Source organism: Desertihabitans brevis (assembly GCF_003327535.1).
In the GTDB taxonomy this organism is placed as follows: Bacteria; Actinomycetota; Actinomycetes; order Propionibacteriales; family Propionibacteriaceae; genus Desertihabitans; species Desertihabitans brevis.
In genome coordinates, this window is sequence record NZ_QOUI01000007.1 from 1 (window position 1) to 23,610 (window position 23,610).

The window sequence follows — 23,610 nt, forward strand, 5'->3', positions numbered from 1 at the left end:
AAGGTCTTGGACTACGCCACCCCGGCTGAGAAACTCAACGAACTACTCACTGTTGCGCACACCCCTTGAATCCGCCGCCCCTGAGCGTCCGCTATCACCTCGAACCGCGAGGGGTCAGGACGATGGCGGGGGGTCGGGGGTGGTGGGGGGTTCGGGCTGGTAGACGGGTGGGTCGGCCGGGTGCAGGGCGGGGTCGGTGATGGCGAAGGTGCGGATCCGCCCCGGGAGGGTGTGCGGGCCCTCGAAGCGGACGGTGACCCGGCCGGCCCCGCTGCCCTGCACCCACCCCGGGCCGTGCTCGTCGTGCGCGACGTCCTGACCGGGCCGCCAGCCGGGCTCGGTCGGCTCGATCCGCAGCTCGTCCACGGCCTCCTCGCCCGGCTCGTCCGCCACCGCGTCCTCCGGCCCCTCCTCGGTGTCGGAGAGCAGGTCGGCCTGGGCGTACTCGGTCAGCCCGGACACCCCCACCCCGAGCAGCCGGACGCCGTCGGCCACCTCCAGCCCGGCCAGCAGCTCCCGGGCCTGCCGGGTCACCTCCCGGGTGGAGGCGGTCGCGTGCTGCAGCGTCCGGGAGCGGTTGAGGGTCTGGAAGTCGAAGCGGCGCACCTTGATGGTGACGGTCCGCCCGGCCAGCCCCTGGGCCCGCAGCCGGGCGGTGACCCGTCCGGCCAGCTGCCCGACCCGGTGCTCCAGCTCGCTGCGTCCGGTGAGGTCGACCCCGAACGTCTCCTCCGCCGAGACCGACTTGGCCTCCCGCTCGCTGACCACCGGGCGGGGGTCGATCCCGCGCGCCAGCGCCCACAGCGACGACCCGTGCGCGCGGCCCAGCAGCCGCACCAGCTCGGTCTCCCCGGCCCGGGTCAGATCACCGACGGTACGCAGCCCGTGCCGGGCCAGCCGCTCGGCGCTGACCGCCCCGACCCCGGGGATCCGGCGCACCGGCAGCGGGGCCAGCAGGGCCTCCTGCTCGGCCGGCGGCACCACCACCAGGGCGTCGGGCTTGCGCAGGTCGGAGGCGATCTTGGCCACCAGCTTGCTGGCTCCCGCACCGACCGAGACGGTCAACCCCGTCCGGGCCAGCACGTCGGCGCGGAACCGTTCGGCGACCCGCGTCACCGTCTCGGGGTCGGGCACCAGGCCGTCGGTGCGGGCACCGAGGTCGACGTAGGCCTCGTCCAGCGACACCGGCTCGACCAGCGTGGACAGCTCGCGGGCCAGCGCCATCACCTCCGCCGACACCCGCCGGTAGGCCTCGAACCGTCCGGCCAGGTAGGCCGCTCCCGGGCACAGCCGCCGGGCCTGCGCGGTGGGCATCGCCGAGCCGATCCCGAACCGCCGGGCCTCGTAGGACGCGGTCGCCACCACCCCCCGTCCGCCGACCCCGCCGACCACCACCGGACGGCCGCGCAGCGACGGCTTGTCCCGCTGCTCCACCGCGGCGAAGAAGGCGTCCAGGTCGAGGTGCAGGACGCCGGGACGGGTCGGGTCGGGTCCGGGCACCCCTCACCTCCTCCTGCGTCGGGGCCGACGACGCCGACCGGTGCGGATCAGCCCTGCTCCGCCGCGAAGGTCGAGGTGTCGATGACGAAGCGGTAGCGGACGTCGCTGGCCACCACCCGGTCGTAGGCGGCGGTGATGTCCTCCCCGCCGATCCGCTCCACGGTGGCGCCCAGCCCGTGCTCGGCGCAGAAGTCGAGCATCTCCTGGGTCTCGGCGATGCCGCCGATGTTCGACCCGGCCAGCTGCTTGCGGCCGCCGTTGAGCGAGCCCGCGCGCAGCGACAGCGGCTCCTCCGGCAGCCCGACGTTGACCAGGGTGCCGTCGACGACGAGCAGCGACAGGTAGGCGTCGAGGTCGAGGGTGGCCGAGACGGTGCTGATGATGAGGTCGAAGGACGAGCGCAGCGTGCGGAAGGTCTCGGGGTCGCTGGTGGCGTGGTAGGCGGCCGCGCCGAAGCGGCGACCGTCCTCCTGCTTGGACAGGCTCTGGCTGAGCACCGTCACCTCCGCACCCATCGCGGCGGCGAGCTTGACGCCCATGTGGCCGAGCCCGCCCATGCCGACGATGGCGACCCGCTTGCCGGGGCCGGCACCCCAGTGCCGCAGCGGGGAGTACAGCGTGATCCCGGCGCACAGCAGCGGCGCCGCCTCGGCCAGGTCGAGCCCGTCGGGGATGCGCAGCGTGTAGTCCTGCTCGACGGTGATCGAGGTGGAGTAGCCGCCGTCGTTCCACCGCCCGTCACGGCCGACGGCGTTGTAGGTGCCGACCATGCCGCCGCCGCTGCAGTACTGCTCGCGGCCGCTGCGGCACTCCGGGCACTTCCGGCAGGAGTCGACGAACACCCCGACCCCGACCCGGTCGCCGACGGCGAACTTCGTCACCTCGCTGCCGACGGCGGCGACGGTGCCGGCGATCTCGTGGCCGGGCACCAGCGGGAAGTGCGCCTCGCCCCACTCGTTGCGGGCGGTGTGGATGTCGGAGTGGCAGATGCCGGCCCAGGCGATGTCGACCAGCACCTCGGTCGGCCCGGGCTCGCGGCGCTCGATGGTGGTGCGCTCGAACGGGGCGCGGGCGGACGGGGTGGCGTAGGCGACGGCCTGCGGCATGGGACTCCTCCTGGGACGTGGTCGACGCCCCAGCCTGCCACGACCCCGGCGGGGGTCGTGCCGGGCTCAGCCGGCCGCGGCCGGCCGCACGCTGCGCACGGCGGTGGCGACCAGCTCGGGTCGGTCCACCATCAGCATGTGCCGGCCGTCGTCGACGACCACCTGGCGCCCGCCCAGCAGCCGGGCCAGCCGGTTCTGCCGGGCCAGTCGGTCCCGGCCGCCGGTGCTGCTGGAGGACAGCAGCACCGTTGGCACCGGGGGGTAGGGGTGGGCCGACCGCAGTGCGAGCAGGTCCCAGCCCTGACCACGGTAGGCCGAGTACTCTGCCACGGCGGCGGCGAGCGCGTCGGCGTCGGTGTAGCGCTCGAGCAGCTCCGGACGCCGGCGCACCCGCGCCCGCTCGGAGGACAGCAGGGCGACCCCGCCGCGGTGCACCCGTCCGCCCAGCCGCCCGACCGGCCGCAGCCGGGCCAGCCGGTGCACCGCCCGCGCCGCGGTGAGCCCGGCCTCCCGCGGCGGGGTGCGCGGGAAGCTGACCGTGGTGTCGACCAGCACCACCCCGGCCACCAGGTGCGGGTGGCGGCGGGCCAGAGCCTCCGCGGCGTAGCCCGCCATCGACTGGGCGACCACCACCGCCGGCCCGCCCCGGTCCTCGACCGCCGCCGCCATCAGGTCGACCACGCCGGTCAGGGTCGGCACCCACCGCGACCAGGCGGTGCCGCCGAGACCGGGCCGGTCGAGGGTGACCCAGTGCAGGTCCTCCAGCAGCGCGGTGACCCCGTCCCAGTACTCCGCGACCACCCCGGCACCACCGCAGAACAGCACCACCGGACCCTCTCCCGGGTGCTCGCGGAGGCGGACCTCAGCCCCCGCCAGCTGCTTCACCTCGGTGTTGATCATCCGACCAGCATGGCAGCCCGACCCGCCGGGCGCCGCCGGCGCCGCCTCAGGACGGGGACGCGGCGGTGCTGAGCAGGCAGAGCGCCTCGGTCGACAGCTCCTCCCCGCGGGAGGCCAGGAGCCGGCGCTCGGCGCGCTGCCGCAGCTCGGGCAGGGTGCTGGTCGGGGCGAGGTGCTGCTCCAGCCGGCGGGTCTCGGCGTCGGGCAGCCAGGCCAGCAGCGCGAGCCGGTGCGCGGCGGTCAGGTCGTCGGTGGGCAGGGGCAGCCCGGGCAGCCCGGCCCCGAGCTGCTGGGCGAGGGTGAGCGCGGTGCGCCGGGACGCCTCCGACAGCCGGCCCCCGAGCGCCTCCAGCTCCAGCGCGAGCGGACCCGTGGCCTGCGGCAGCCACCGGGCCAGCGCCGCCCCGGGCGCCACCGGCTGACCTCCCGCACCGGCCACCGCCACCAGCAGCGACACCGCGGCCACCGCCGCCCCCGGCTGCAGGGCGAGGTCGTCGAGCCACTGCTCGGCCGTCGCCAGCCAGGACGGCTCACCGGTGCGGCGGGCGTGCTCGACCGCGAGCAGGACGTGCCAGGGCGTCGGGGACGAGCCCGCACCGGCCAGGACGGCGGCGACCGCCTCCTCCGCCTCGGCACCGGGCTCGCCGCGGGACACCAGCAGCGCCTCGGCGGCCGACCCGAGCCGGGGGACGTCCTGACGTCGCGGGGCGCCGGCCAGCAACGCGGCCGCCCGGTGCCCGACGGCGGCGTCCACGGTGTCGGCCCGGCACGGCCGCAGCCACACCTCCCCCTCGGGCCCGGACAGGGTGACCGGCCACTGCTCCGACCAGGGGCTGGTGCGCTCGGCGGGGTGCTCGACCAGGGCGGCGTCGGGGTGCTCGAGCTCGAGGACGTCGTCGAGCTCGAGCTCCAGCGGCGGCAACCAGACCGGCAGCGCCCCGACCAGCTCGGCCAGCGACTCCCACCGGGTGCGCAGCCGCAGCACGCGTCGTTCACCGGCCCGCAGCGCCACCGGTCCGAGGTCGGCGTCGTCGCCCAGCGACCCCGGGCCCGGCCGGGTCACGAGGACGTCGTCGGCGAGCCCGAGGACGGCGGTGAAGCCGATCTCGCCGGCCGGGAAGTGCCACTGCGGGGCGGGCCCGTCGAGCTGCCAGCGCAGCCGGTCGACCCGGTGGTCCCGCTCGGCCGCCAGCACGACCCGGGTGTGCCAGGCGTCGGTGAAGGTGTGTCGCACGGTCCACCGCAGACCGGCGCCCGCACCGGTCAGGGTGATCTCGTCGGGCTCGACCTCCACGCCCCGTGCGGGTGCGCCGTCGGGTCGCAGGGTGCAGCGCAGCAGCGTCTCCCCGGCACGCACCAGCGTGATCCCGCCGTCGTCGGCGGTGACCTCCAGGGCGCCCCAGTGGGCGCGGGAAGGGGCCGGCCTCACACCGTCGGCAGCTTGCCGCTGGTCTCGTAGGCGTCCACCTGCGCGATCCGCCGGGCGTGGCGCTCCTCGCCGCTGAAGGGGGTGCCGAGGAAGGTGCTGACGATCTGCCAGGCCTCCTCCTCGGTGTGCATCCGGCCGCCGAGCGAGACCACGTTGGCGTTGTTGTGCTGACGGGCCAGGGTGGCGAGCTCGGTGCTCCAGGCCAGCGCGGCGCGGACGCCGGTGACCTTGTTCGCCGCCATCTGCTCCCCGTTGCCCGACCCGCCCAGCACGATGCCCAGCGAGCCGGGATCGGCGACCACCGCCTCGGCGCAGGGGATGACGTAGGTCGGGTAGTCGTCATCGGCGTCGAAGCTCTCGGCGCCGTGGTCGACCACCTCGTGGCCGGCGTCGACGAGGCGGGCGACCAGGTGCTCCTTGAGCTCGTAGGCCGCGTGGTCGGTGGCGATGTGCACGCGCATGGGCGTCAGTCTGGCAGCACCGGCGGACACCCGGCACCCTGCGGGGCGCTGGGTAGCATCGGGTCCCGTGCTCTCCCGGCGGACGCTGCTGGCCGGCGCCGCGGCGGCCGCCGGGGCCGGGCTGCTGAGCGGGTGCGGGTCGGGCCCGCCGTTGGCGCTGCCGCGCCCGCGGGCGTCCTGCGTGCCGCGCTCGTCGTTGCGCCGGACCGCGGCCATCGGCGCCACCGAGCTGGTCTACGAGGAGAACGGACGCGCCCAGCCCTTCCTCCTCGACGCCGGTTTCGCCGCCCAGCTGGGCGGCTGGCTGGATTGGTGGGTGGAGCACTCCGGGCTGCCCGCCCCCGACCAGCTGTGGACCTTCGGCACCTGGATCGACGGCGGTGGGCGCTGCGACTCCTGGCACCACGCCGGCCGCGCCTTCGACGTCACCAGCCTGCGCCGCGACGGCGACGTCCAGGCCCCGGGGCGGATGGACCGGGTGGACGCCCTGCCCGCCGCCGAGCGGGCCGCGGCCCGACGCCGCTACTGGCAGCTGGTGGCCGGGCTGTCCCGGCACTTCGCCGACGTGCTGACCTCGCTGTTCGACCAGGCGCACCGCAACCACGTGCACGTCGACAACGGCCGCTCCGGGAGCGCCCTGGCGGTGTTCACCGGACGCTCCGACATCCAGAACCGCAACCTGCAGGCGGTGCTGCGCGAGGTGTGGGGCCTCGGGGTCGACATCACCGGTGACTGGGACCGCGCCACCCGCCGCGCCGCCGATGCCGTGCTCGAACCGCTCGGCCGCTCCGGCGACCTCACCGACGAGGCGGCCTGGGACGTCTTCTGCACCGCCTCCGTGGGCGCCTGAGGCGCACCGACCCGGAGCGGAGTGGGGAGGGTTCTGCACCGAGTTCGGTGCACATCCCTCCCCGTTGTCCACAAGCAGCCGGCGAGCGGCGGCAGGCGGGCGGGGGCGTGCGCACGTGGGGAGCATGAGGACACGCATCGACCCCCCGCCCGGGCTCACGGACCTGGTCGCGCTGCAGGGCGGGGTCGCATCGATCGAGCAGGTGATGGGTCTGGGGCTGCCCCGCCGGTCCCTGCAGCGGCTGGTGGCGCAGCGGCGCTGGGTGCACCTCTGCCGCGGCATCTACGGCGTGGAGCCACTGACCTGGGTGAGCCATGCCTGGGCCGGCACGCTGCTCGGCGGTGACCGCAGCCGGATCGGCGGCACCGCCGCCCTGCACCTGCACGGTCTCGTCGCGGAGCCACCCGAGCAGATCGACGTGTGGGTGCCCCGCGAGCAGCGACCGGGCGACCGCGGCCCCTGGCGCTTCCGACGCGAGACCCCGGTGACCCACAGCGGTGCCACCGTCGGCGGGCCACCGCGGCTGGCCGTGGAGGACGCCGTCCTCGACGCCGCCGCCGACCTCGCCGAGGACGACTGGGCGGCGCTCGTCATCACCACCGTGCAGTGTCGGCGCAGCACCGCCCGCCGCCTCGCCCGGGCGGCCCGGCACCGGCAGCGACTCCGCCACCGGCGTGTCCTCGACGGCCTGCTCGGCGACGTCACCGACGGGGTGGAGTCACCGCTGGAGCGCGCCTACCTGCACGCGGTGGAGCGGGCGCACGGGCTTCCCCGCGGCGTCCGGCAGCACCGTTCCCACGGGATGCGGCGGGACGTCGTCTACCGCGGGCTGGGCGTCGTCGTCGAGCTGGACAGCCGCTGGCACGACGGCCGGATCCGCTTCGACGACATGTGGCGGGACAACGTGGCGCGGCTGAGCGACGAGATCACCCTGCGCTACGGCTGGCCCCACGTCGTCGGGTCGCCGTGCCGGACGGCTCAGCAGGTCGCCGAGCTGCTCATCGCCCGCGGCTGGCCCGGCCTGCCCACCCGGTGCGACCGGTGCCGCCGCGTGCCCTGACCAGCGAGGAGGGTCCTGCACCGAGTTCGGTGCACATCCCTCCCCGCTGACGGCTCGTCACCCGACCGTCGTCCGCGGTTCTCCTGGAGGGCACCGGGGTCTGGGGGAATGGGTCGGTCCACTCCCCCGAGACCCCCAGGTGGCTGCCGTGCCCGGACTGCGCATGTCCTCGCCCGCGATCGACCGTCGTCGCTTCCTCACCCTCTCCGCTGGCGTGGCCGTCGCCGGCCTCACCGCCCGCGAGCTGCTCGCCGCCACCGAGGCGGCCGCGGCCACCGCGGACCTCGACCCCGCCCCGTTCACCCTCGGCGTGGCCTCCGGCGACCCCGCCGCCGACTCGGTGGTGCTGTGGACGCGGGTCGTCCCCGACCCCTTCGCCGAGGACGGCGGCATGCCCGACCGGGCCGTGGACGTCCACTGGGAGATCGCCCGCGACGAGGCGCTGCGCAGCGGCCGGCGCACCGGCGTCGTCCGCACCGACGCCGCCAGCGCCCACACCGTGCACGTCACCGTCGACGGGCTGCGTCCCGACAGCTGGTACTGGTACCGGTTCACCGTCACCCTCGACGGGACGCCGGTGAGCAGCCGGATCGGTCGCACCCGCACCCTGCCCCGGCCCGGCGAGCGGGTGCCGCGGCTGCGGTTCGCCTTCGCCTCCTGCCAGTCCTGGGTGGGCGGGCCCTACCCGGCCTGGCGCGACCTCGCCGAGCAGGACCTCGACCTGGTCGTGCACCTCGGCGACTACATCTACGAGACCCAGCTCGGCACGCTGGCGGAGTTCCGCCGGCTGCACGCGCTCTACAAGACCTCACCCGACCTGCGCGAGGCGCACGCCCGGTTCCCCTTCGTCACCACCTGGGACGACCACGAGGTGCAGAACAACTACGCCGACGAGGTGCCCGGTGCCGCCGGCGACGGGCGTCCCTTCCTGGACCGGCGGGCCAACGCCTACCAGGCCTACTTCGAGCACCTGCCGCTGCGGGCGACCTCGGAGCCCGATGGCCCGGACCTGCTGCTCTACCGCCGCTTCGACTTCGGCCGGCTCGCCCGCTTCAGCGTCCTCGACACCCGCCAGTACCGCACCGACCAGCCCTGCGGGGACGGCCGACGGGTGCCGTGCGCGGAGGTGTCCGACCCGGCCGCGACGATGACCGGGCCCGAGCAGGAGCGGTGGCTGCTGGACAACCTCAGCAGCTCCCCCGCCACCTGGAACGTCATCGCCCAGCAGACGATCATGGCCCAGTTCGACTACGACCTCGGACCGCAGAAGGTGGTCAACCTCGACCAGTGGGACGGCTACCCCGCCGCCCGCTCGAGGATCCTCGGCCACCTGGCCCAGCACGCGGTGCGCAACCCGGTGGTGATCAGCGGCGACTGGCACACCGCCTGGGTGAACGACCTGCTGGCCGACTTCGACGACCCGTCCTCGCCGGTGCTGGCCACCGAGTTCGTCGGCACCTCGATCTCCTCCGGCGCCGGCTGGGACGCCGACGTCCAGCTGGGGCTGCCGGCCAACCCGCACGTGCGCTTCTACGAGGGCAGCTACCGCGGGTACGTGATGTGCGAGGTGACGCCCGGACGCTGGCGCTCCACCTACCGGATCGTGCTGGACGCCCGTGACGCCGCCAGTCCGGCCTACACCCTGGGCGTCTTCGACGTCACCGACGGGACGCCGGGTGCGGTGCAGGTCGGCTCCGGTGACGGGCTGAACGGCACCCTCACCGACACCGCCGGCGACCCGCTGGGCAACGCCGAGGTGGTGGTCGAGCAGGACGGGCGGGGCGTCAGCGCCGCGACCACCGACGCGCACGGCCGCTGGCGGGTGTTCCTCCCCTCCGGCGCCTACACCGTCACCGGCCACGCCGTCGGGTACGAGTCGCGCTCCACGACGGCCGAGGTGGATGGCGATCGCACCGAGGTCGGGCTCGCCCTGCCCGCCCTCGCCGACGCCCGCGCCGGGGTCGGACGGGTCCCGGGTCCGCGCCGGGAGGCCGGCGCGGCCGACCTGGTGCTGCAGAACAGCGAGCTCGCGGTGGCGATCGCCGTCGCCTTCTCCGACGGCCAGCTGGCTCCGGTCACCGCGGGGAAGCCGGTCGACCTGGCCGCCCGCGGCTCGCTCGACCAGCTGGACTGGATCAACCTGCCCTACGCCTCGCCGACCCAGCCCACCGGCACCGAGGCCTGGCAGTCGCGCACCGTCCGCTCCTCCGAGGTGCGGGTGGTCACCGCGCGGGGCGAGGTGGCCGAGGTCGAGGCGGTCGGCACGGTGGTCGGGCAGGAGCAGGTCCGGGTGAGCACCCGGTACCGGCTCGCGGCCGGCTCCCGCGACGTCGAGGTGCGCAGCACGTTCGCCAACCAGGGCTCGTCCGCGGTGACGCTGTGGGTGGGCGACGCGATGGACCACGACGGCGCCGGACAGCGCAGCGGCGTGCCCGGTCACGGCACCATCGCCACGCCCTACGGCTCACCGGCGGCCTACGCCCCGAGCGCGCCGTGGATGGGGATGACCGGGACCGACGGGCAGGTGTACGGGCTGCTCTACGCCGAGGACGGCTTCGACTGCTACGGCAACGGCAACTGGATCATGTCGCGGCGCGAGGTGCGTCTGGAGCCGGGCGCCACGGTCGAGCTGGTGCGCCGGCTGACGGCCCGGGCGGTCCTGGACGAGGACCCGTGGGAGGTGCTCGGCTCCGCCTGATCGGCGACGGCACCGGCGCGGGCGCGTGTGCGGGTCCCGCTACCGGGTACCGCCACGGCACAGCAGTCCAGACGAAGGAGCACACCATGTTGAAGTCCCTGCACAAGATGGGCGTCCGCAGCGAGTACGCCTACCTAGCCGGTCTCGGCAGCATCGTGCTGTCGCTGATCGCGTGGCTGAGCAGCCGCAAGGCCTCCAGTGACGACAAGCCACAGGCCGACCGGTGGGGCATCTTCATCGGCCACTGGGCCCCGACCTTCTTCGCGATCGGCGTGGGTCTGCGGCTGGAGGAGCAGGACGACTGAGGTGCCGACCGGCACGAGGACGGCCCCGCGACGCGGGACCGTCCTCGTGGCGGTTCGGGGGTCGGTGCGGTCCTGACGTGGGTCAGTCGAAGATCGGGCCGACGTCGCGCGTGCGCTTGAGCTCGAAGAAGCCGGGGTAGGCGGTGACCTTCTCGAACCCGTCGAACAGCTGGCCGGCCTCCTCGCCCTTGGGGGCCGGGGAGATCACCGGACCGAACAGCGACTTGCCGTTGATCCGCACCACCGGGGTGCCGACCTCCGAGCCGACCGGGTCCATCCCCTCGTGGTGGGAGGCGCGCAGCTTGTCGTCGTTCTCGTCGGTCTCGCCGAGGTCGGCGAGCTCGCGGGGCAGGCCGACCTGCTCCAGCGCCTGCTCGATGGTGGCCCGGTCGTTCTGCTGGCCACCGGGGTGGATCAGGGTGCCGACGGCGGTGTAGTAGTCGCGCAGCTTCTCCGAGCCGTAGCGCTCCTCGACGCCGATGCAGACCCGCACGTTGGCCCAGGTCCGCTTCATCCCCTCCCGGTAGTCCTCGGGGATGTCCTTGTCCTCGTTGAGCACTCCTAGGCTCATCACGTGGAAGGTGGTGCGCACGTTGCGCACCTTCTCGACCTCCAGCATCCAGCGCGAGGTCATCCAGGCCCACGGGCACGCGGGGTCGAACCAGAAGTCGACCTGCTTCATCTCGGTCTCAGCCATGTCCCGAACCCTAGGACGGGGACCCCAAGCACCTGCGGACGGGTCGACCGGCGGCCGGTGGCGGTCCGTCGTGCCGCAGCGGCGGGCTCCGGGCGGCCCACTTCGTGTAACGTCTCGCGGGCCCGGGGTGCCCGCCCCGGCCAGTGGTGCGTCCCCGCAGGGCCGGGTGCAGCGCAGGACGGGCTCGCCCGGTCGCGCCTGCCCGCCGTGCCCGGGCCGTGCCCTGCTGTGCTGATGACAGGTGGTGCCGTGTTCCCTGACAACCTGACGCGCGACGAGGCCCGCCAGCGGTCGGAGCTGGTGAGCACCGACTCCTACCAGGTGCTCGTCGACCTCTCCGGCAACGCGCCCGACGGCACGGCGCTGTCGGCCCCGGAGCACAACTTCGTGACGACGTCGACCGTCCGCTTCAGCTCCCGGGCGGGCCGGACCCACATCGACCTCATCGCCGACCACCTCTACTCCGCGACCCTCGACGGCGCCGCCCTGGACGTCGCCACCTTCGCCGACTCCCGGCTGCCGCTGGAGCTCACCGAGGGCGACCACGAGCTGGTCGTGGTGGCCATGCACCGCTACAGCCGCTCCGGGCTCGGCCTGCACCGCTTCGTCGACCCGGCCGACGGGCTCGTCTACCTCTACACCCAGTTCGAGGTGTCGGAGGCGCGCCGCGTCTACGCCTGCTTCGAGCAGCCCGACCTCAAGGCCACCTTCGAGCTGTCGGTGATCGGCCCCGCCGGCTGGACCGTCGCCTCCAACGCGCCGTCGGTCGAGCCGACCGACGTGGCCGAGGGGCTGCAGCGCTGGGACTTCACCCCGACCCTGCGGATCTCGACCTACATCACCGCGCTGGTGGCCGGCAGCTACCACCGGGTCACCGACACCTACACCGGCGTCCACGGCGACGTGCCGCTGTCGCTGCTGTGCCGCCAGTCCAAGGTGGCCGACCTCGACGCCGAGCGGATCCTCGCCACCACGAAGGCCGGGTTCGACGTCTTCGAGCAGCACTTCGGGACGCCGTACCCCTTCGGCACCTACGACCAGGCCTTCGTGCCCGAGTACAACATGGGTGCGATGGAGAACGCGGGCTGCGTCACCCTGCGTGATGAGTACCTGTTCCGCTCGCGGGTGACCAAGGCCCAGTACGACGGCCGCGACAACACGATCCTGCACGAGCTGGCGCACATGTGGTTCGGCGACCTGGTGACGATGAGCTGGTGGGACGACCTGTGGCTCAACGAGTCCTTCGCCGAGTGGGCCTCCCACTTCGCCCAGGCCGAGACCGGCGACCCGCACGAGCCGTGGGCCACCTTCGCCAACAGCCGCAAGATCTGGGCCTACCGCCAGGACCAGCTGCCCTCGACCCACCCGATCGCGGCCGACATGGTCGACCTCGAGGCGGTGGAGCTGAACTTCGACGGCATCACCTACGCCAAGGGCGCCTCGGCGCTGCGCCAGCTGGTGGCCTTCGTCGGCCGCGACCACTTCCTGGAGGGGGTGCGCACCTACTTCCAGCGCCACGCCTTCGGCTCCACCCGCCTCAGCGACCTGCTCACCTGCCTCACCGAGGCGTCGGGCCGTGACCTGTCGGGCTGGTCGGGCCAGTGGCTGGAGCAGGCCGGGGTGAACACCCTGCGCGCTGACTTCGACACCGACGCCGACGGCCGCTTCACCCGGTTCGCGGTGCTGCAGGGCGCCACCGAGCAGCACCCGACGCTGCGGGCGCACCGGCTCGCGATCGGGCTCTACACCCTCGACGGTGAGGTGCTGCGCCGCACGCACCGGGTCGAGGTGGACGTCGACGGCGAGCGCACCGAGGTGGCCGACCTGGTGGGCCAGCAGCGGCCCGACCTCGTGCTGCTCAACGACGACGACCTCACCTACGCCAAGGTCCGGCTGGACGAGCGGTCGCTGCAGACGCTGACCGAGCACATCCACCACCTGGAGAGCCCGCTGGCCCGGGCGCTGTGCTGGGGCGCGGCCTGGGACATGTGCCGCGACGCCGAGATGGGCGCCGCCGACTACCTGGAGCTGGTGCTGCGCGGGATCGCCACCGAGTCCGACCTGGCCGCCGTCCAGCGGACGCTGGGCCAGGCCCAGCTCGCGGTCCACCAGTACACCCCGCGCGACCAGCGCGAGACCCTGGCCCGACGCTGGACGTCCGGGCTGGCCTCGCTGCTGGCCGCGGCCGTCCCCGGCTCGGACCACCAGCTCGCGCTGGCCCAGGCGCTGGCCCGCTCGATCCGCACCGACGCCGGGGTGCGGGTGCTGCAGGGCTGGCTGGCCGGGGAGGAGGTGCCCGAGGGGCTGGAGGTCGACACCGACCTGCGCTGGCTGCTGATCACCCAGCTGGCCCGGCTCGGCCAGGTGGACGAGGCCGCCGTCGCCGCCGAGCAGCAGCGGGACCAGACCATCGCCGGGGCCGAGCGGGCCGCCGGCGCCCGCGCGGCGCGTCCGACGGCCGAGGCCAAGCAGGCCGCCTGGGCGCTCGCGGTGGACGACCCCGACGTGCCGAACGAGACCCAGTACCAGGTGTGCGTGGCGTTCTGGCAGTTCGGCCAGGAGGAGGTCGGCGCCCCGTTCGTCGACCGCTACCTGCAGGCCGTGGAGGACATCTCCGCCGCGCGTGGGGTGTGGGCCACCAAGGGGTTGTCGCTGAAGAACAACGTGCTCGAGCACCTCTTCCCCGTGCCGCTGGCCGACCAGGCGCTGGTGGAGCGGATCGAGCGGTGGATCGGCGAGCGCGAGCTCACCGAGCCGGTGCGCCGGGTGCTGGCCGAGCGGCTCGACGACGCCCGCCGCGCGCTGCGCTGCCAGCAGCGTCAGGGCTGAGCCGGTGGCGGGGTCGCCGCTGACCGTCGGGGCGGTGCTCGACGTCCTCGAGCACCGCTACCCGCCCACGACCGCCGAGGGGTGGGACCGGGTCGGGCTGGCCGTCGGCGACCGCGCCCAGTCGGTGACGTCGGTGCTGCTGACGGTCGACGTCACCCCGCAGGTGCTCGCCGAGGCGGTCGGGCTCGACGCACAGCTGGTGGTGGCCCACCACCCCCTGCTGCTGCGCGGGATCACCGCCGTGGACGCCGCCGAGCCCAAGGGCCGGCTGGTGATCGAGGCGGTCCGGGCCGGGGTGTCGGTCTACACCGCGCACACCAACGCCGACATCGCCGTCGACGGGGTGTCGGCGTCGCTGGCCGAGACGGTCGGGCTGGTGGACACGCGTCCGCTGGTGCCGTCGGCGCACGACCCCGCGGTCGGCGCCGGCCGGGTCGGACGGCTGGCCGAGCCGCTGACCGCCGGGGGCTGGCTGGAGCGGGTGGCCGCGGCGCTGCCGGCGACGGCGGCGGGGGTCCGGCTGGCCGGTGACCCCGACCGGCTGGTGCGCACGGCCGCAGTGGTCGGCGGGGCCGGTGACTCCTACCTCGACGGCGCCCTGGCCGCCGGGGTGGACGCCTACCTCACCTCCGACCTGCGCCACCACCCCGTCAGCGAGCTGCTGCAGCGCGACGACGCCCCGCTGCTCCTCGACGTCCCGCACGCCGCCGCCGAGGCGACCTGGCTGCCGGTGGTGCAGCGGGTGCTCCGCGACGGCCTCCCCGACCTCGACGTCACCGTCTCCGGAGTCCGCACCGACCCGTGGACGCGGCACGCCGCCTCCCCCACCGCCAACCCGCACACAACGCGCTGAGCTTGTCGAAGCGCGACAGGACCCGCCCTTCGACAGGCTCAGGGCGCTGGGATACAGCGGCTGCCCGGGCCACGACCCCGCACCGTCCTCAGCCGCGGGGAAACCGACACCTCACGCACCCCGGCCCCTGCAGCGCGCTGAGCTCGTCGAAGCGCGACAGAGCCCGGCCTCGACAGCTCAGGGCGTTGGGGTGGGCCAGAGGATCGGACCGTCAGCGCTCGATCGCGCGGCGGTCGTCGACGCCGGCGGACAGCTGGTGGTACTCCTCGGGGGTCTCGACACCCCAGATGCTCAGCGGGTGGTCGATCTCGGGAGCGGTCTCGCCGCGGCCGCGGGCGATCAGCCGCGGCACCATCCCGAGCACGAAGATGATGAGCAGGGCCACCAGCGGCAGCCCGACCATGACGAACAGGGCCATCAGCACCGTCGGCTCCTCCACCGAGGGCCACCCCGGGAGGGTGCGCAGGGGCACTAGCATGCTGGTCAGTCCGCTCACAGGCCCTACCGTAGTGCCTGCCGGGAACCGGCGCGCCACCAGACGCCCGACACCCGACACGCACCCGGGGGCCTGGTCCGAACCAGCACCGAAGGGGACCTCGTGCCACGACCCTCCGAGCCAGGCACCGGCCCGGACCCGTCCCAGCGTCCTCCCCGACCTCCCACGGCACGACCCGGTGGCGCCGCCGCGCCCGCCGGCCGGGTGGTGATGAACGCGGAGGAGATCAACCGATCGCTGGCCCGGATCGCCCACCAGGTGCTCGAGGCCAACCACGGCGCCCGCGACCTGATGGTGCTGGGCATCCCGACCCGCGGCGTCCCGCTGGCCGCCCGGCTGGCCCGGCTGATGGGCGAGGTCGAGGGCCACCCGGTGCCGACCGGGCAGCTGGACGTGACGATGTACCGCGACGACCTGCGCAGCCAGCCCACCCGCCCGGTCGGGCGCACCGTGCTGCCCGGGGACGTCGACGGCGCCGTGGTGGTGCTCGTCGACGACGTGCTCTACTCCGGGCGCACCGTGGTCGCCGCCCTGGACGCCCTGCACGACCTCGGCCGTCCGGCGGCGATCCGGCTCGCGGTGCTGGTCGACCGCGGCCACCGCCAGGTGCCGGTCCGGGCCGACCACGTCGGCAAGAACCTGCCCACCGCCAGCCACGAGCGGGTCCAGGTGCGGCTGGCCGAGACCGACCACGTCGACGCCGTCTCGATCCTGCGGGACGCCCCCGCGGAGCAGGGCGTCGGGACGGAGGGGGCGCGGTGAAGCACCTGCTGTCGGCCGCCGACCTCTCCCTGGACGAGATCACCGGCATCCTCGACCTCGCCGAGGAGATGTCGCAGGTCCAGAGCCGCCCGGTGAAGAAGCTCCCGGCGCTGCGCGGACGGACCGTGGTCAACCTCTTCTTCGAGGACTCCACCCGCACCCGCTCCTCCTTCGAGCTGGCCGGCAAGTGGCTGTCGGCCGACGTCATCAACGTCTCGGCCAAGGGCTCCTCGGTGTCGAAGGGTGAGTCCCTGCGCGACACCGTGCTCACCGTCGCCGCGATGGGGGTGGACGCGCTGGTGATCCGGCACATGGCCTCCGGCGCCCCGCAGCAGGCGGCGCAGTGGGTCGACGCGCACGTCCTCAACGCCGGCGACGGCACCCACGAGCACCCCACCCAGGCCCTGCTCGACGCGTTCTCGATGCGCCGCCACTTCCGGGCGAGCGACCCCGACGTCGACTGGCGGGACAAGACCGTGGCCGTGGTCGGCGACCTCACCCACTCCCGGGTGGTGCGCAGCAACGTGCTGCTGCTGCGGACCCTCGGCGCGCGGGTGGTGCTCGTCGCCCCGCCGACGCTGCTGCCCTCAGGGGTGCACAGCTGGCCGGCGGAGGTCAGCACCGACCTGGACGAGGTGCTCGGCAGCGCCGACGTGGTGATGATGCTGCGGGTGCAGCGCGAGCGCATGTCGGGCGGCTACTTCCCCACCCCGCGGGAGTACACCGTCGGCTACGGGCTGACCCGCGACCGGCTCGCCCGGCTCAAACCCGGGGCGGCGATCTGCCACCCCGGCCCGATGAACCGCGGCCTGGAGATCTCCGCCGACGCCGCCGACAGCGCGGCCTCGCTCGTGCTCGACCAGGTCGCCTCCGGGGTGGCGGTGCGGATGAGCGTCCTGTACCACCTGCTCGGCGGCGACGACGAAGGAGGAACGCGGTGACCCACCCGCCCGTGCTCATCACCGGGGCCCGGCTGCCCGACGGCCAGCCCCGCGACCTGCTGCTGGAGGGCGGCCGGTTCGCCGACCCCGCCTCGGCACCCGCCGACGTCCGCCGGGTCGACGCCGACGGCCTGCTCGCCCTGCCCGGTCTGGTCGACCTGCACACCCACCTGCGCGAACCGGGCCGCGAGGACGCCGAGACGGTCCGCACCGGCACCCTGGCCGCGGCCCGCGGCGGCTACACCGCCGTGCTGGCGATGGCCAACACCTCCCCGGTCACCGACACCGCCGAGGCGGCCGAGCACGTCGCCGCCCTGGGACGCCGCGACGGCTGCGCCCAGGTCGCCCCGGTCGGGGCGGTCACCAAGGGCCTGGCCGGGGAGGAGCTGGCCGAGCTGGGGCTGATGGCCCGCTCGGCCGCCGGCGTCCGGGTGTTCTCCGACGACGGCCACTGCGTGCACGACTCCCGGTTGATGCGCCGGGCGCTGGAGTACGTGCGGGCCTTCGACGGGGTCATCGCCCAGCACGCCCAGGACCCGCGGCTGGCCGGCCCGGACGCCTGCTGCCACGAGGGCGAGATCTCCGGACGTCTCGGGCTGGGCGGCTGGCCCGCGGTGGCGGAGTCGACCATCGTCGCCCGCGACGTCCAGCTCGCCCGGCTCACCGGCTCCCGGCTGCACGTCTGCCACGTCTCCACCGCCGAGACGGTGGAGGTGCTGCGCTGGGCCAAGGGGCTGGGCATCGCGGTGACCGCCGAGGTCACCCCCCACCACCTGCTGCTCACCACCGACGCGGTCACCGGCTACGACCCGACGTTCAAGGTCAACCCGCCGCTGCGTCCCGACGAGCACGTCACGGCGCTGCGCCAGGCGCTGGCCGACGGCACCATCGACGCCGTCGGCACCGACCACGCCCCGCACGCCCGCCACGACAAGGAGCACGCCTTCGCCGACGCCGCCTTCGGCATGGTGGGGCTGGAGACCGCGCTCGGCGTGGTGGCCGCGACCATGGTCGAGACGGGGCTGATGGCCTGGGAGGACGTCGCGGTGCGGATGTCGACCTCCCCGGCCCGGATCGCCGGGCTGACCGACCAGGGACGTCCGCTGGCCGTCGGCGAGCCGGCGAACCTGGTGCTGGTCGACCCCTCCCGGCGCACCCGGGTGGACGCCGCCGACACGCTGTCGCTGTCGCGCAACAACCCCTACCACGGCCTGGAGCTGCCCGACCCGGTGGTCGCCACCTTCTGGCAGGGCCGCCCCACCTTCACCCGCTGACCCGGCGCTCGCTCTCGGGCAGGTAGGGGCTGTCGTGGTCGTCGGTCGCGGTGTCGCCGCGGTGACGGGGTTCGTCCTGGCCGGGGACGTACCGAGGCAGCCAGGTGATGTCCGCGTGCTGGTCACCGGTCCCGGCGGCGCCGCTGGAACCGGCAGGCAGAATGGACGCCGATGACTGAGACCAGCTACTACGACGCCGTCGGCGGCCACGAGACGTTCGCCCAGCTCACCCGCGTGTTCTACGAGCAGGTCGCGCAGGACCCCGAGATGCGGGCGATGTACCCCGAGGAGGACCTGGGCCCGGCCGAGGAGCGGCTGCGGATGTTCCTCGAGCAGTACTGGGGCGGCCCGACCACCTACCACGAGCAGCGCGGGCACCCGCGGCTGCGGATGCGGCACGGCCCGTTCAAGGTGACCCCGACGATGCGCGACCACTGGGTGGCGCACATGCGGGTGGCGCTGGACTCGCTGCAGCTCTCCCCGGAGCTGGAGCAGCCGCTGTGGGAGTACCTGCAGCGGGCGGCCTCGTTCATGGTCAACACCGAGGACCCGCGCCCGCCGACGCCCGCGCAGGTGCTGCCGTTGAGCGCCGTCGAGCGGCCGGGGCCGGACGTCCCGCTCACCTGAGGCACCCCGGCGGCGGTGACGCGGGGGGCGGCCTCTGCCAGACTCGCGTGACATGACAGTCGACGACCCGACGACCGGCCCGCTGCCCGACGACACCGGCGCCGCGGGCGGCGACGACGCACCGGGTGGGGCACCGGGTGGCGGCGAGCAGACCGCGACCCGGCCGGCCCCGGCCATCACCGACGACCCGCTGTGGTGGCGCAGCGCGGTGGTCTACCAGATCTACCCCCGATCCTTCGCCGACAGCGGCGACGACGGGACCGGCGACGTCCGCGGGATGATCGAGCGGCTGCCGCACCTGGCCTCGCTCGGCGTGGACGCCGTGTGGATCTCGCCGTGGTACCCCTCCCCGCTGGCCGACGGCGGCTACGACGTCGCCGACTACACCGGCATCCACCCCGACTTCGGCACCCTGGCCGACGCCGACGAGTTCGTCGCGGCCGCGCACGCCCTCGGCATCCGGGTGCTCATCGACCTGGTGCCCAACCACTGCTCCGACCAGCACCCGCTCTTCCAGGCCGCCCTGGCCGCCGGACCGGGCAGCCCCGAGCGCGAGCTGTTCGTCTTCCGGGACGGTCGCGGCCCCGACGGCTCGGAGCCGCCGACGAACTGGCCGGCCGTCTTCGGCGGCAGCGCCTGGGAGCGGGTCACCGAGCCCGCTGGAGACGCGGCTTCCGCCGCGGGGCCCGACGGCACTCCCGGCCAGTGGTACCTGCACCTGTTCGCGCCGGAGCAGCCGGACTGGAACTGGGAGCACCCCGAGGTGTTCCGGTTCTTCGAGTCGGTGCTGCGGTTCTGGTTCGACCGCGGGATCGACGGCTTCCGGATCGACGTCGCCGACTCGATGAAGGTCGACCAGGAGTTCCCGGACCTGCCCGTCGACCCGGGCACCGGGCTGGCCACCCTGGAGAAGTTCCCGGGCGGACCGGTCTTCGACCGTCCCGACCTCGACGAGATCCACCGGCACTGGCGGGCGGTGGCCGACGAGTACGCCGCCGCCGGCAAGGGCACCAAGGTGTTCGTCTCCGAGGCCTACCTCACCCCCGCCGAGCGGCTGGTGCGCTACGTGCGTCCCGGCCAGCTGCAGACGACGTTCAACTTCGACGCCCTGCTGTGCGAGTGGACCGCGGAGTCGCAGCGCCACGTCATCGACCTCACCGTGGCCGCGCACGAGGCGGTGGGCGCCCCGCCGACCTGGGTGCTCTCCAACCACGACGTGACCCGGGTGGCGACCCGCTACGGCAAGCCGCGCACCGGGTGCCGCTTCACCGCCGAGGGCATGCACCCCGACGACCTGCGGCTCGGCCCGTCCGACCTGGCCGAGCTCCCCACCGACATCGAGCTGGGACGCCGCCGCGCCCGCGCCGCGGCGCTGCTCGAGCTGGCGCTGCCCGGCGGGGCCTACGTGTACCAGGGCGACGAGCTGGGCCTGCCGGAGGTGGAGGACCTGCCCGAGGAGGTGCTGCAGGACCCGACCTGGCTGCGCTCGGGCCACACCGTCCGCGGCCGTGACGGCTGCCGGGTGCCGATCCCCTGGTCGGGTGACCGTCCGCCCTACGGCTTCGGCACCGGGACGCCGTGGCTCCCCCAGCCCACCGACTGGGCGCCGCTGACGGTCGAGGCCCAGGACGGCGTCCCCGGCAGCCACCTGGAGCTCTACCGGGCCGCGCTGCAGATCCGCGGCCAGCACCCGGCCCTCGGCGACGGCACCCTGCAGTGGCGCGACAGCGGCCCCGAGGTGCTGCACTTCTCCCGCGGGCAGGGGTTCGAGTGCCTGGTGAACTTCGGCCCCGAGCCGGTCGAGCTGCCGGCCGGCGCGGAGGTGCTGGTCGCCTCCGGCGACGTCACCGGCGGTGTCCTCACCCAGGACGTCGCCGTCTGGCTCTCCGTCTGACCTGAGGGAACCCCCCACGCCCTGAGCCGACCCCAACGCCCTGAGCCGACCCCAACGCCCTGAGCCTGTCGAAGGGCGAGCCTGCCGCGCTTCGACAGGCTCAGCGCGCTGTGGTGGTGTGCTGCGGATGTCAGACGTGCTCGAGAGCGCTGCGGACGGTGTCCGGCAGCGGCACGGGACGCCCACGCTCGTCGGCGCAGACGGCGACCGTGCGCACCTCGGCGAAGAGGGTGCCGTCCTGCGGGTCGCGGACCAGGGTGCGTAGCGTCATCGATGTGCGGCCCAGCGCGGCCACGGCCACCGACGCCTCGTAGGGCTCGGAGCGGTAGCCGAGCTGGGCGCGGTGGTCGACGTCCTGGCGCACCACCAGCCACTGCCCCGCCCCGTCCGGGGTCCCGGCGAGCACCTGCTGCAGCAGCCGGATCCGGGCCTCCTGGGCGTAGTCGAAGAACCGGACGTTGTTGACGTGACCGTAGGAGTCCAGGTCGGACCAGCGCACCCGCAGCGGCACCGCCAGCCCGGGCCGGTCGGCTCCCGCCAGCTGCGGCCACGGCTCGGCCGGCACCTCACGGGCGCGGAAGAACGCCCGCTGCTCCGGCGTCAGCCGCAGCACCCGCCCGCCGGCCAGGTCGTAGGGCGCGAGCAGGGTTCTGGCCCGCGCCACCGGGGCGTCGGCCGGCCCGAGCTCGTAGCCGAGGGTGAACCGGGCCCCGCCGACGGCGTGCAGGTCCATCCGGACCTCCAGCTCCTCGGTGCTCCAGATCAGCGGCCGCAGCAGCTCCACCTGGGTGCGCACCACCAGCACCCCGTGCGAGGCGGGCGCGGTCCCGTCGGCCCGGCCGAGCATCCCGGCCACCTCCGAGCGGGTGAGGAAGTCGACCCGCGCCTCCTGCAGGTAGTCGACGAAGGCCCCGTTGTTGACGTGGGCCTGCGCGTCCATGTCGCCCCAGCGCAGGGGGCAGCGGTAGACGTGGAGCACCGCAGCGATCAGTCCTCGTCGTCGTAGAGGCCGGCGAGCAGGTCGGCGTGCTTCTCCGCGATGGCGGCCCGGCGGATCTTCATGCTCGGGGTCACCTCGCCCTCGTCGATGCTCAGCTCGGCGGGCAGCACCGCGAAGCGCTTCACGGTCTCGTGCCGCTCCAGCGTGGCGTTGGCCTTGTCGACGTGGGACTGCAGCAGCGCGCGCACCTGCGGGGAGTTGATCATCGCGGCGTAGTCGTCGGTCGGCAGCCCCTGGCTCTTCGCCCAGGCGGTGATCGAGTCCGGGTCGAGGGCGATGAGGGCGACGATGTACTTGCGTCCCTCGCCGCTGACCACGACCTGGCTGGCGTAGGGGCTGGCGGCCACCAGGGCGCCCTCCACCTTCTGCGGCGCCACGTACTTGCCGCCCGAGGTCTTGATGAGGTCCTTCTTGCGGTCGGTGATCTTGAGGTAGCCGTCGGCGTCCAGCTCGCCGATGTCACCGGTGTGGAACCAGCCGTCGACGAAGCTGCCCGACTCCAGCTCGTCCTGGCCCTGGTAGCCGCTGGCCACCCCCGGACCCTTGATCAGCACCTCGCCGTCGTCGGCGATCTTGATGGTGGTGCCGGGCAGGGCCGGCCCCACGGTCCCCAGGCGCGGTGTGCGGGGGTCGTTGACGGCGCTGACCGCGCTGGTCTCGGTGAGCCCGTAGCCCTCGATGACCAGCAGCCCGGCGGAGTAGAACCAGCTCTGCACCTGGGCGTTGAGCTTGTTCGAGCCCGAGACCATGAAGCGGATCCGACCGCCCAGGCGGGCCTTGAGCTTGCTGAACACCAGCCGGTCGGCGATGGCGTACTGCACCTTGAGCAGACCGGTCAGCGGCTCGCCGCGCAGCCGCGGCGCGGCCGAGCGCTTGCCCACGCTGAACGCCCAGCGGGCGATCTTCGCGCGCGGGCCGCTGGCGGCGCCGGTCATCACCCGGGCCCGCACCTTCTCGAAGATCCGGGGCGCGCCGGCCATGAACGTCGGCCGCACCTCACCGAGCCCGTCGACGATCCGGTCGATCCGCCCGTCCACCGCGGTGGCGAAGCCCACCTCGAGCTGGATGGCGATCAGCGCCTTGCCGAAGACGTGGCTCAGCGGCAGCCAGAGGAACTGCAGGTCGTCGGGCCGGAGCAGGTCGATGGCCACCACCCCGCGGCCGATGTAGGCCCAGGAGTCGTGGGTGATCCGCACGCCCTTGGGCTGCCCGGTGGTGCCGGAGGTGTAGATCAGGGTGGCCAGCTGCTCCGGACGGGTCCCGGCGACGGCCTCCTCGACGACGTCGGGCTGCTCGGCCAGCAGCTCGCGGCCGCGGCGGCGCAGCTCCTCCCAGCCGAGGACGCGCTCGGAGTCGCTGGTGCCCTCGATGAGGACGATCGTGGTGGCCTCGTCCACGTGGTCGAGCACCTTGGCCAGCTGCTGGTCGTCCTCCACCACGAGGATGCGCGACTCGGAGTCGGACAGGATGTAGTCGACCACCGGCGCGGTGCTGGTCGGGTAGATGGTGGTGGTGGCACCGCCGGCGCACATCACGGCGAGGTCGGCCAGGATCCACTCGATCCGGGTGCTGCTGGCGATGGCGACCCGCTGCTCGCGCTCCAGGCCGAGGCTGAGCAGCCCCGCCGCGAGCTCGAACACGATGTCGCGGGTCTCCGCCCAGGTCAGCGAGACCCACCGGTCGTCGGCGTCGCGGTGGCGGAACGCCTCGCGGTTGCGACCGAGGGCGACCTGCGCGGTGAACATCGCCCCCACGGAGGGCGACCGGTCGCTGACGTCCACGTCCTGAGAGCGATCAGGTCCCTGCGGAGCGAGTTCGGCGCTGCTACTCATCTACCATCCCCGTCTCGTGGACGGCGCCCTCACGCGCCGTCGCGGTGTCTCGCCCGCCAGCCTAGTGCCGGTACGCCCGTTCGTCCCGGTGGCGCG

At 74.2% G+C, this 23,610-nt stretch carries 20 protein-coding genes; 11 read left to right on the plus strand and 9 right to left on the minus strand.

What is annotated here, in order from left to right; genetic code table 11:
• Positions 1–114: 114 nt before the first annotated feature.
• The 5 genes from DT076_RS11775 to DT076_RS11795 form a co-directional block, all read right to left on the minus strand.
• Positions 115–1,500: a DNA polymerase IV gene (locus tag DT076_RS11775; RefSeq protein WP_114126890.1), complete on the minus strand. Its 1,386-nt coding sequence runs from the start codon at positions 1,498–1,500 to the stop codon at positions 115–117.
• A 47-nt stretch (positions 1,501–1,547) separates the two neighbouring features.
• On the minus strand, positions 1,548–2,606 hold the full coding sequence (locus DT076_RS11780; RefSeq protein WP_114126891.1) for an NAD(P)-dependent alcohol dehydrogenase: 1,059 nt from the start codon (positions 2,604–2,606) through the stop codon (positions 1,548–1,550).
• Between the two features lie 66 nt (positions 2,607–2,672).
• Positions 2,673–3,506 carry an alpha/beta fold hydrolase gene (locus tag DT076_RS11785; RefSeq protein ID WP_114126892.1) on the minus strand — a complete coding sequence of 278 codons (834 nt, stop codon included), beginning with the start codon at positions 3,504–3,506 and terminating at the stop codon, positions 2,673–2,675.
• A gap of 46 nt (positions 3,507–3,552) precedes the next feature.
• Positions 3,553–4,935, minus strand: a complete 1,383-nt coding sequence (locus DT076_RS11790; protein WP_114126893.1) for a hypothetical protein — start codon at positions 4,933–4,935, stop codon at positions 3,553–3,555.
• The gene (locus DT076_RS11795) at positions 4,932–5,396 is read right to left on the minus strand and encodes a ribose-5-phosphate isomerase (protein WP_114126894.1); all 465 of its coding nucleotides are present in this window, start codon (positions 5,394–5,396) and stop codon (positions 4,932–4,934) included. Before DT076_RS11795 ends, DT076_RS11790 begins: the two co-directional genes overlap by 4 nt.
• A gap of 67 nt (positions 5,397–5,463) precedes the next feature.
• On the opposite strand from DT076_RS11795, the gene DT076_RS11800 reads away from it, so the two are divergent.
• From DT076_RS11800 to DT076_RS11815, 4 genes are all read left to right on the plus strand, one after another.
• Positions 5,464–6,246 (plus strand): hypothetical protein, encoded by a 783-nt coding sequence (locus tag DT076_RS11800; RefSeq protein ID WP_114126895.1) that lies wholly within the window; start codon positions 5,464–5,466, stop codon positions 6,244–6,246.
• 124 nt (positions 6,247–6,370) lie between these two features.
• Positions 6,371–7,306 (plus strand): type IV toxin-antitoxin system AbiEi family antitoxin domain-containing protein, encoded by a 936-nt coding sequence (locus tag DT076_RS11805; RefSeq protein WP_158548113.1) that lies wholly within the window; start codon positions 6,371–6,373, stop codon positions 7,304–7,306.
• Positions 7,307–7,454: 148 nt separating this feature from the next.
• Entirely contained in the window at positions 7,455–10,004 is a 2,550-nt protein-coding gene (locus tag DT076_RS11810; protein ID WP_147264135.1) for an alkaline phosphatase D family protein, read from the plus strand.
• A gap of 86 nt (positions 10,005–10,090) precedes the next feature.
• Entirely contained in the window at positions 10,091–10,309 is a 219-nt protein-coding gene (locus DT076_RS11815; protein WP_114126898.1) for a hypothetical protein, read from the plus strand.
• 82 nt (positions 10,310–10,391) lie between these two features.
• Here the strand turns inward: DT076_RS11815 and DT076_RS11820 are convergent, their stop codons facing one another.
• Positions 10,392–11,006 (minus strand): DsbA family protein, encoded by a 615-nt coding sequence (locus DT076_RS11820; protein WP_114126899.1) that lies wholly within the window; start codon positions 11,004–11,006, stop codon positions 10,392–10,394.
• Between the two features lie 231 nt (positions 11,007–11,237).
• On the opposite strand from DT076_RS11820, the gene pepN reads away from it, so the two are divergent.
• Entirely contained in the window at positions 11,238–13,835 is a 2,598-nt protein-coding gene (pepN, locus tag DT076_RS11825; protein WP_407642729.1) for an aminopeptidase N, read from the plus strand.
• Between the two features lie 4 nt (positions 13,836–13,839).
• Positions 13,840–14,688 carry a Nif3-like dinuclear metal center hexameric protein gene (locus DT076_RS11830; RefSeq protein ID WP_233493899.1) on the plus strand — a complete coding sequence of 283 codons (849 nt, stop codon included), beginning with the start codon at positions 13,840–13,842 and terminating at the stop codon, positions 14,686–14,688.
• Between the two features lie 211 nt (positions 14,689–14,899).
• Here DT076_RS11830 and DT076_RS11835 read toward each other — a convergent pair whose 3' ends face one another.
• Positions 14,900–15,184: a hypothetical protein gene (locus DT076_RS11835; protein ID WP_147264136.1), complete on the minus strand. Its 285-nt coding sequence runs from the start codon at positions 15,182–15,184 to the stop codon at positions 14,900–14,902.
• 204 nt (positions 15,185–15,388) lie between these two features.
• Here DT076_RS11835 and pyrR point away from each other — a divergent pair, with 204 nt between their 5' ends.
• The 5 genes from pyrR (at position 15,389) to DT076_RS11860 (ending at position 20,682) form a co-directional block, all read left to right on the plus strand.
• The gene (gene pyrR / locus DT076_RS11840; protein WP_267896825.1) at positions 15,389–15,946 is read left to right on the plus strand and encodes a bifunctional pyr operon transcriptional regulator/uracil phosphoribosyltransferase PyrR; all 558 of its coding nucleotides are present in this window, start codon (positions 15,389–15,391) and stop codon (positions 15,944–15,946) included.
• Positions 15,943–16,887 (plus strand): aspartate carbamoyltransferase catalytic subunit, encoded by a 945-nt coding sequence (locus tag DT076_RS11845; RefSeq protein ID WP_114126901.1) that lies wholly within the window; start codon positions 15,943–15,945, stop codon positions 16,885–16,887. The genes pyrR and DT076_RS11845 overlap by 4 nt, the downstream gene beginning before the upstream one ends.
• Positions 16,884–18,161 carry a dihydroorotase gene (locus DT076_RS11850; protein ID WP_114126902.1) on the plus strand — a complete coding sequence of 426 codons (1,278 nt, stop codon included), beginning with the start codon at positions 16,884–16,886 and terminating at the stop codon, positions 18,159–18,161. The genes DT076_RS11845 and DT076_RS11850 overlap by 4 nt, the downstream gene beginning before the upstream one ends.
• 171 nt (positions 18,162–18,332) lie before the next feature.
• Positions 18,333–18,788 carry a globin gene (locus tag DT076_RS11855; RefSeq protein WP_114126903.1) on the plus strand — a complete coding sequence of 152 codons (456 nt, stop codon included), beginning with the start codon at positions 18,333–18,335 and terminating at the stop codon, positions 18,786–18,788.
• 52 nt (positions 18,789–18,840) lie between these two features.
• Positions 18,841–20,682 carry a glycoside hydrolase family 13 protein gene (locus tag DT076_RS11860; RefSeq protein WP_114126904.1) on the plus strand — a complete coding sequence of 614 codons (1,842 nt, stop codon included), beginning with the start codon at positions 18,841–18,843 and terminating at the stop codon, positions 20,680–20,682.
• A gap of 130 nt (positions 20,683–20,812) precedes the next feature.
• On the opposite strand, the gene DT076_RS11865 is transcribed toward DT076_RS11860, so the two are convergent.
• Positions 20,813–21,661, minus strand: a complete 849-nt coding sequence (locus tag DT076_RS11865; RefSeq protein WP_114126905.1) for an acyl-CoA thioesterase — start codon at positions 21,659–21,661, stop codon at positions 20,813–20,815.
• Positions 21,662–21,669: 8 nt separating this feature from the next.
• Positions 21,670–23,463: an AMP-dependent synthetase/ligase gene (locus tag DT076_RS11870; protein ID WP_233493906.1), complete on the minus strand. Its 1,794-nt coding sequence runs from the start codon at positions 23,461–23,463 to the stop codon at positions 21,670–21,672.
• Positions 23,464–23,610: the final 147 nt, after the last annotated feature.

What these genes read in the sequence shown, in the direction of transcription:
- DT076_RS11820 (WP_114126899.1), bottom strand. Translation starts at nt 11,006, where the DNA reads ATGGCTGAGACCGAGATGAAGCAGGTCGACTTCTGGTTCGACCCCGCG.
- DT076_RS11815 (WP_114126898.1), top strand. Translation starts at nt 10,091, where the DNA reads ATGTTGAAGTCCCTGCACAAGATGGGCGTCCGCAGCGAGTACGCCTAC.
- DT076_RS11805 (WP_158548113.1), top strand. Translation starts at nt 6,371, where the DNA reads ATGAGGACACGCATCGACCCCCCGCCCGGGCTCACGGACCTGGTCGCG.
- DT076_RS11780 (WP_114126891.1), bottom strand. Translation starts at nt 2,606, where the DNA reads ATGCCGCAGGCCGTCGCCTACGCCACCCCGTCCGCCCGCGCCCCGTTC.
- DT076_RS11860 (WP_114126904.1), top strand. Translation starts at nt 18,841, where the DNA reads ATGACAGTCGACGACCCGACGACCGGCCCGCTGCCCGACGACACCGGC.
- DT076_RS11795 (WP_114126894.1), bottom strand. Translation starts at nt 5,396, where the DNA reads ATGCGCGTGCACATCGCCACCGACCACGCGGCCTACGAGCTCAAGGAG.
- DT076_RS11785 (WP_114126892.1), bottom strand. Translation starts at nt 3,506, where the DNA reads ATGATCAACACCGAGGTGAAGCAGCTGGCGGGGGCTGAGGTCCGCCTC.
- DT076_RS11855 (WP_114126903.1), top strand. Translation starts at nt 18,333, where the DNA reads ATGACTGAGACCAGCTACTACGACGCCGTCGGCGGCCACGAGACGTTC.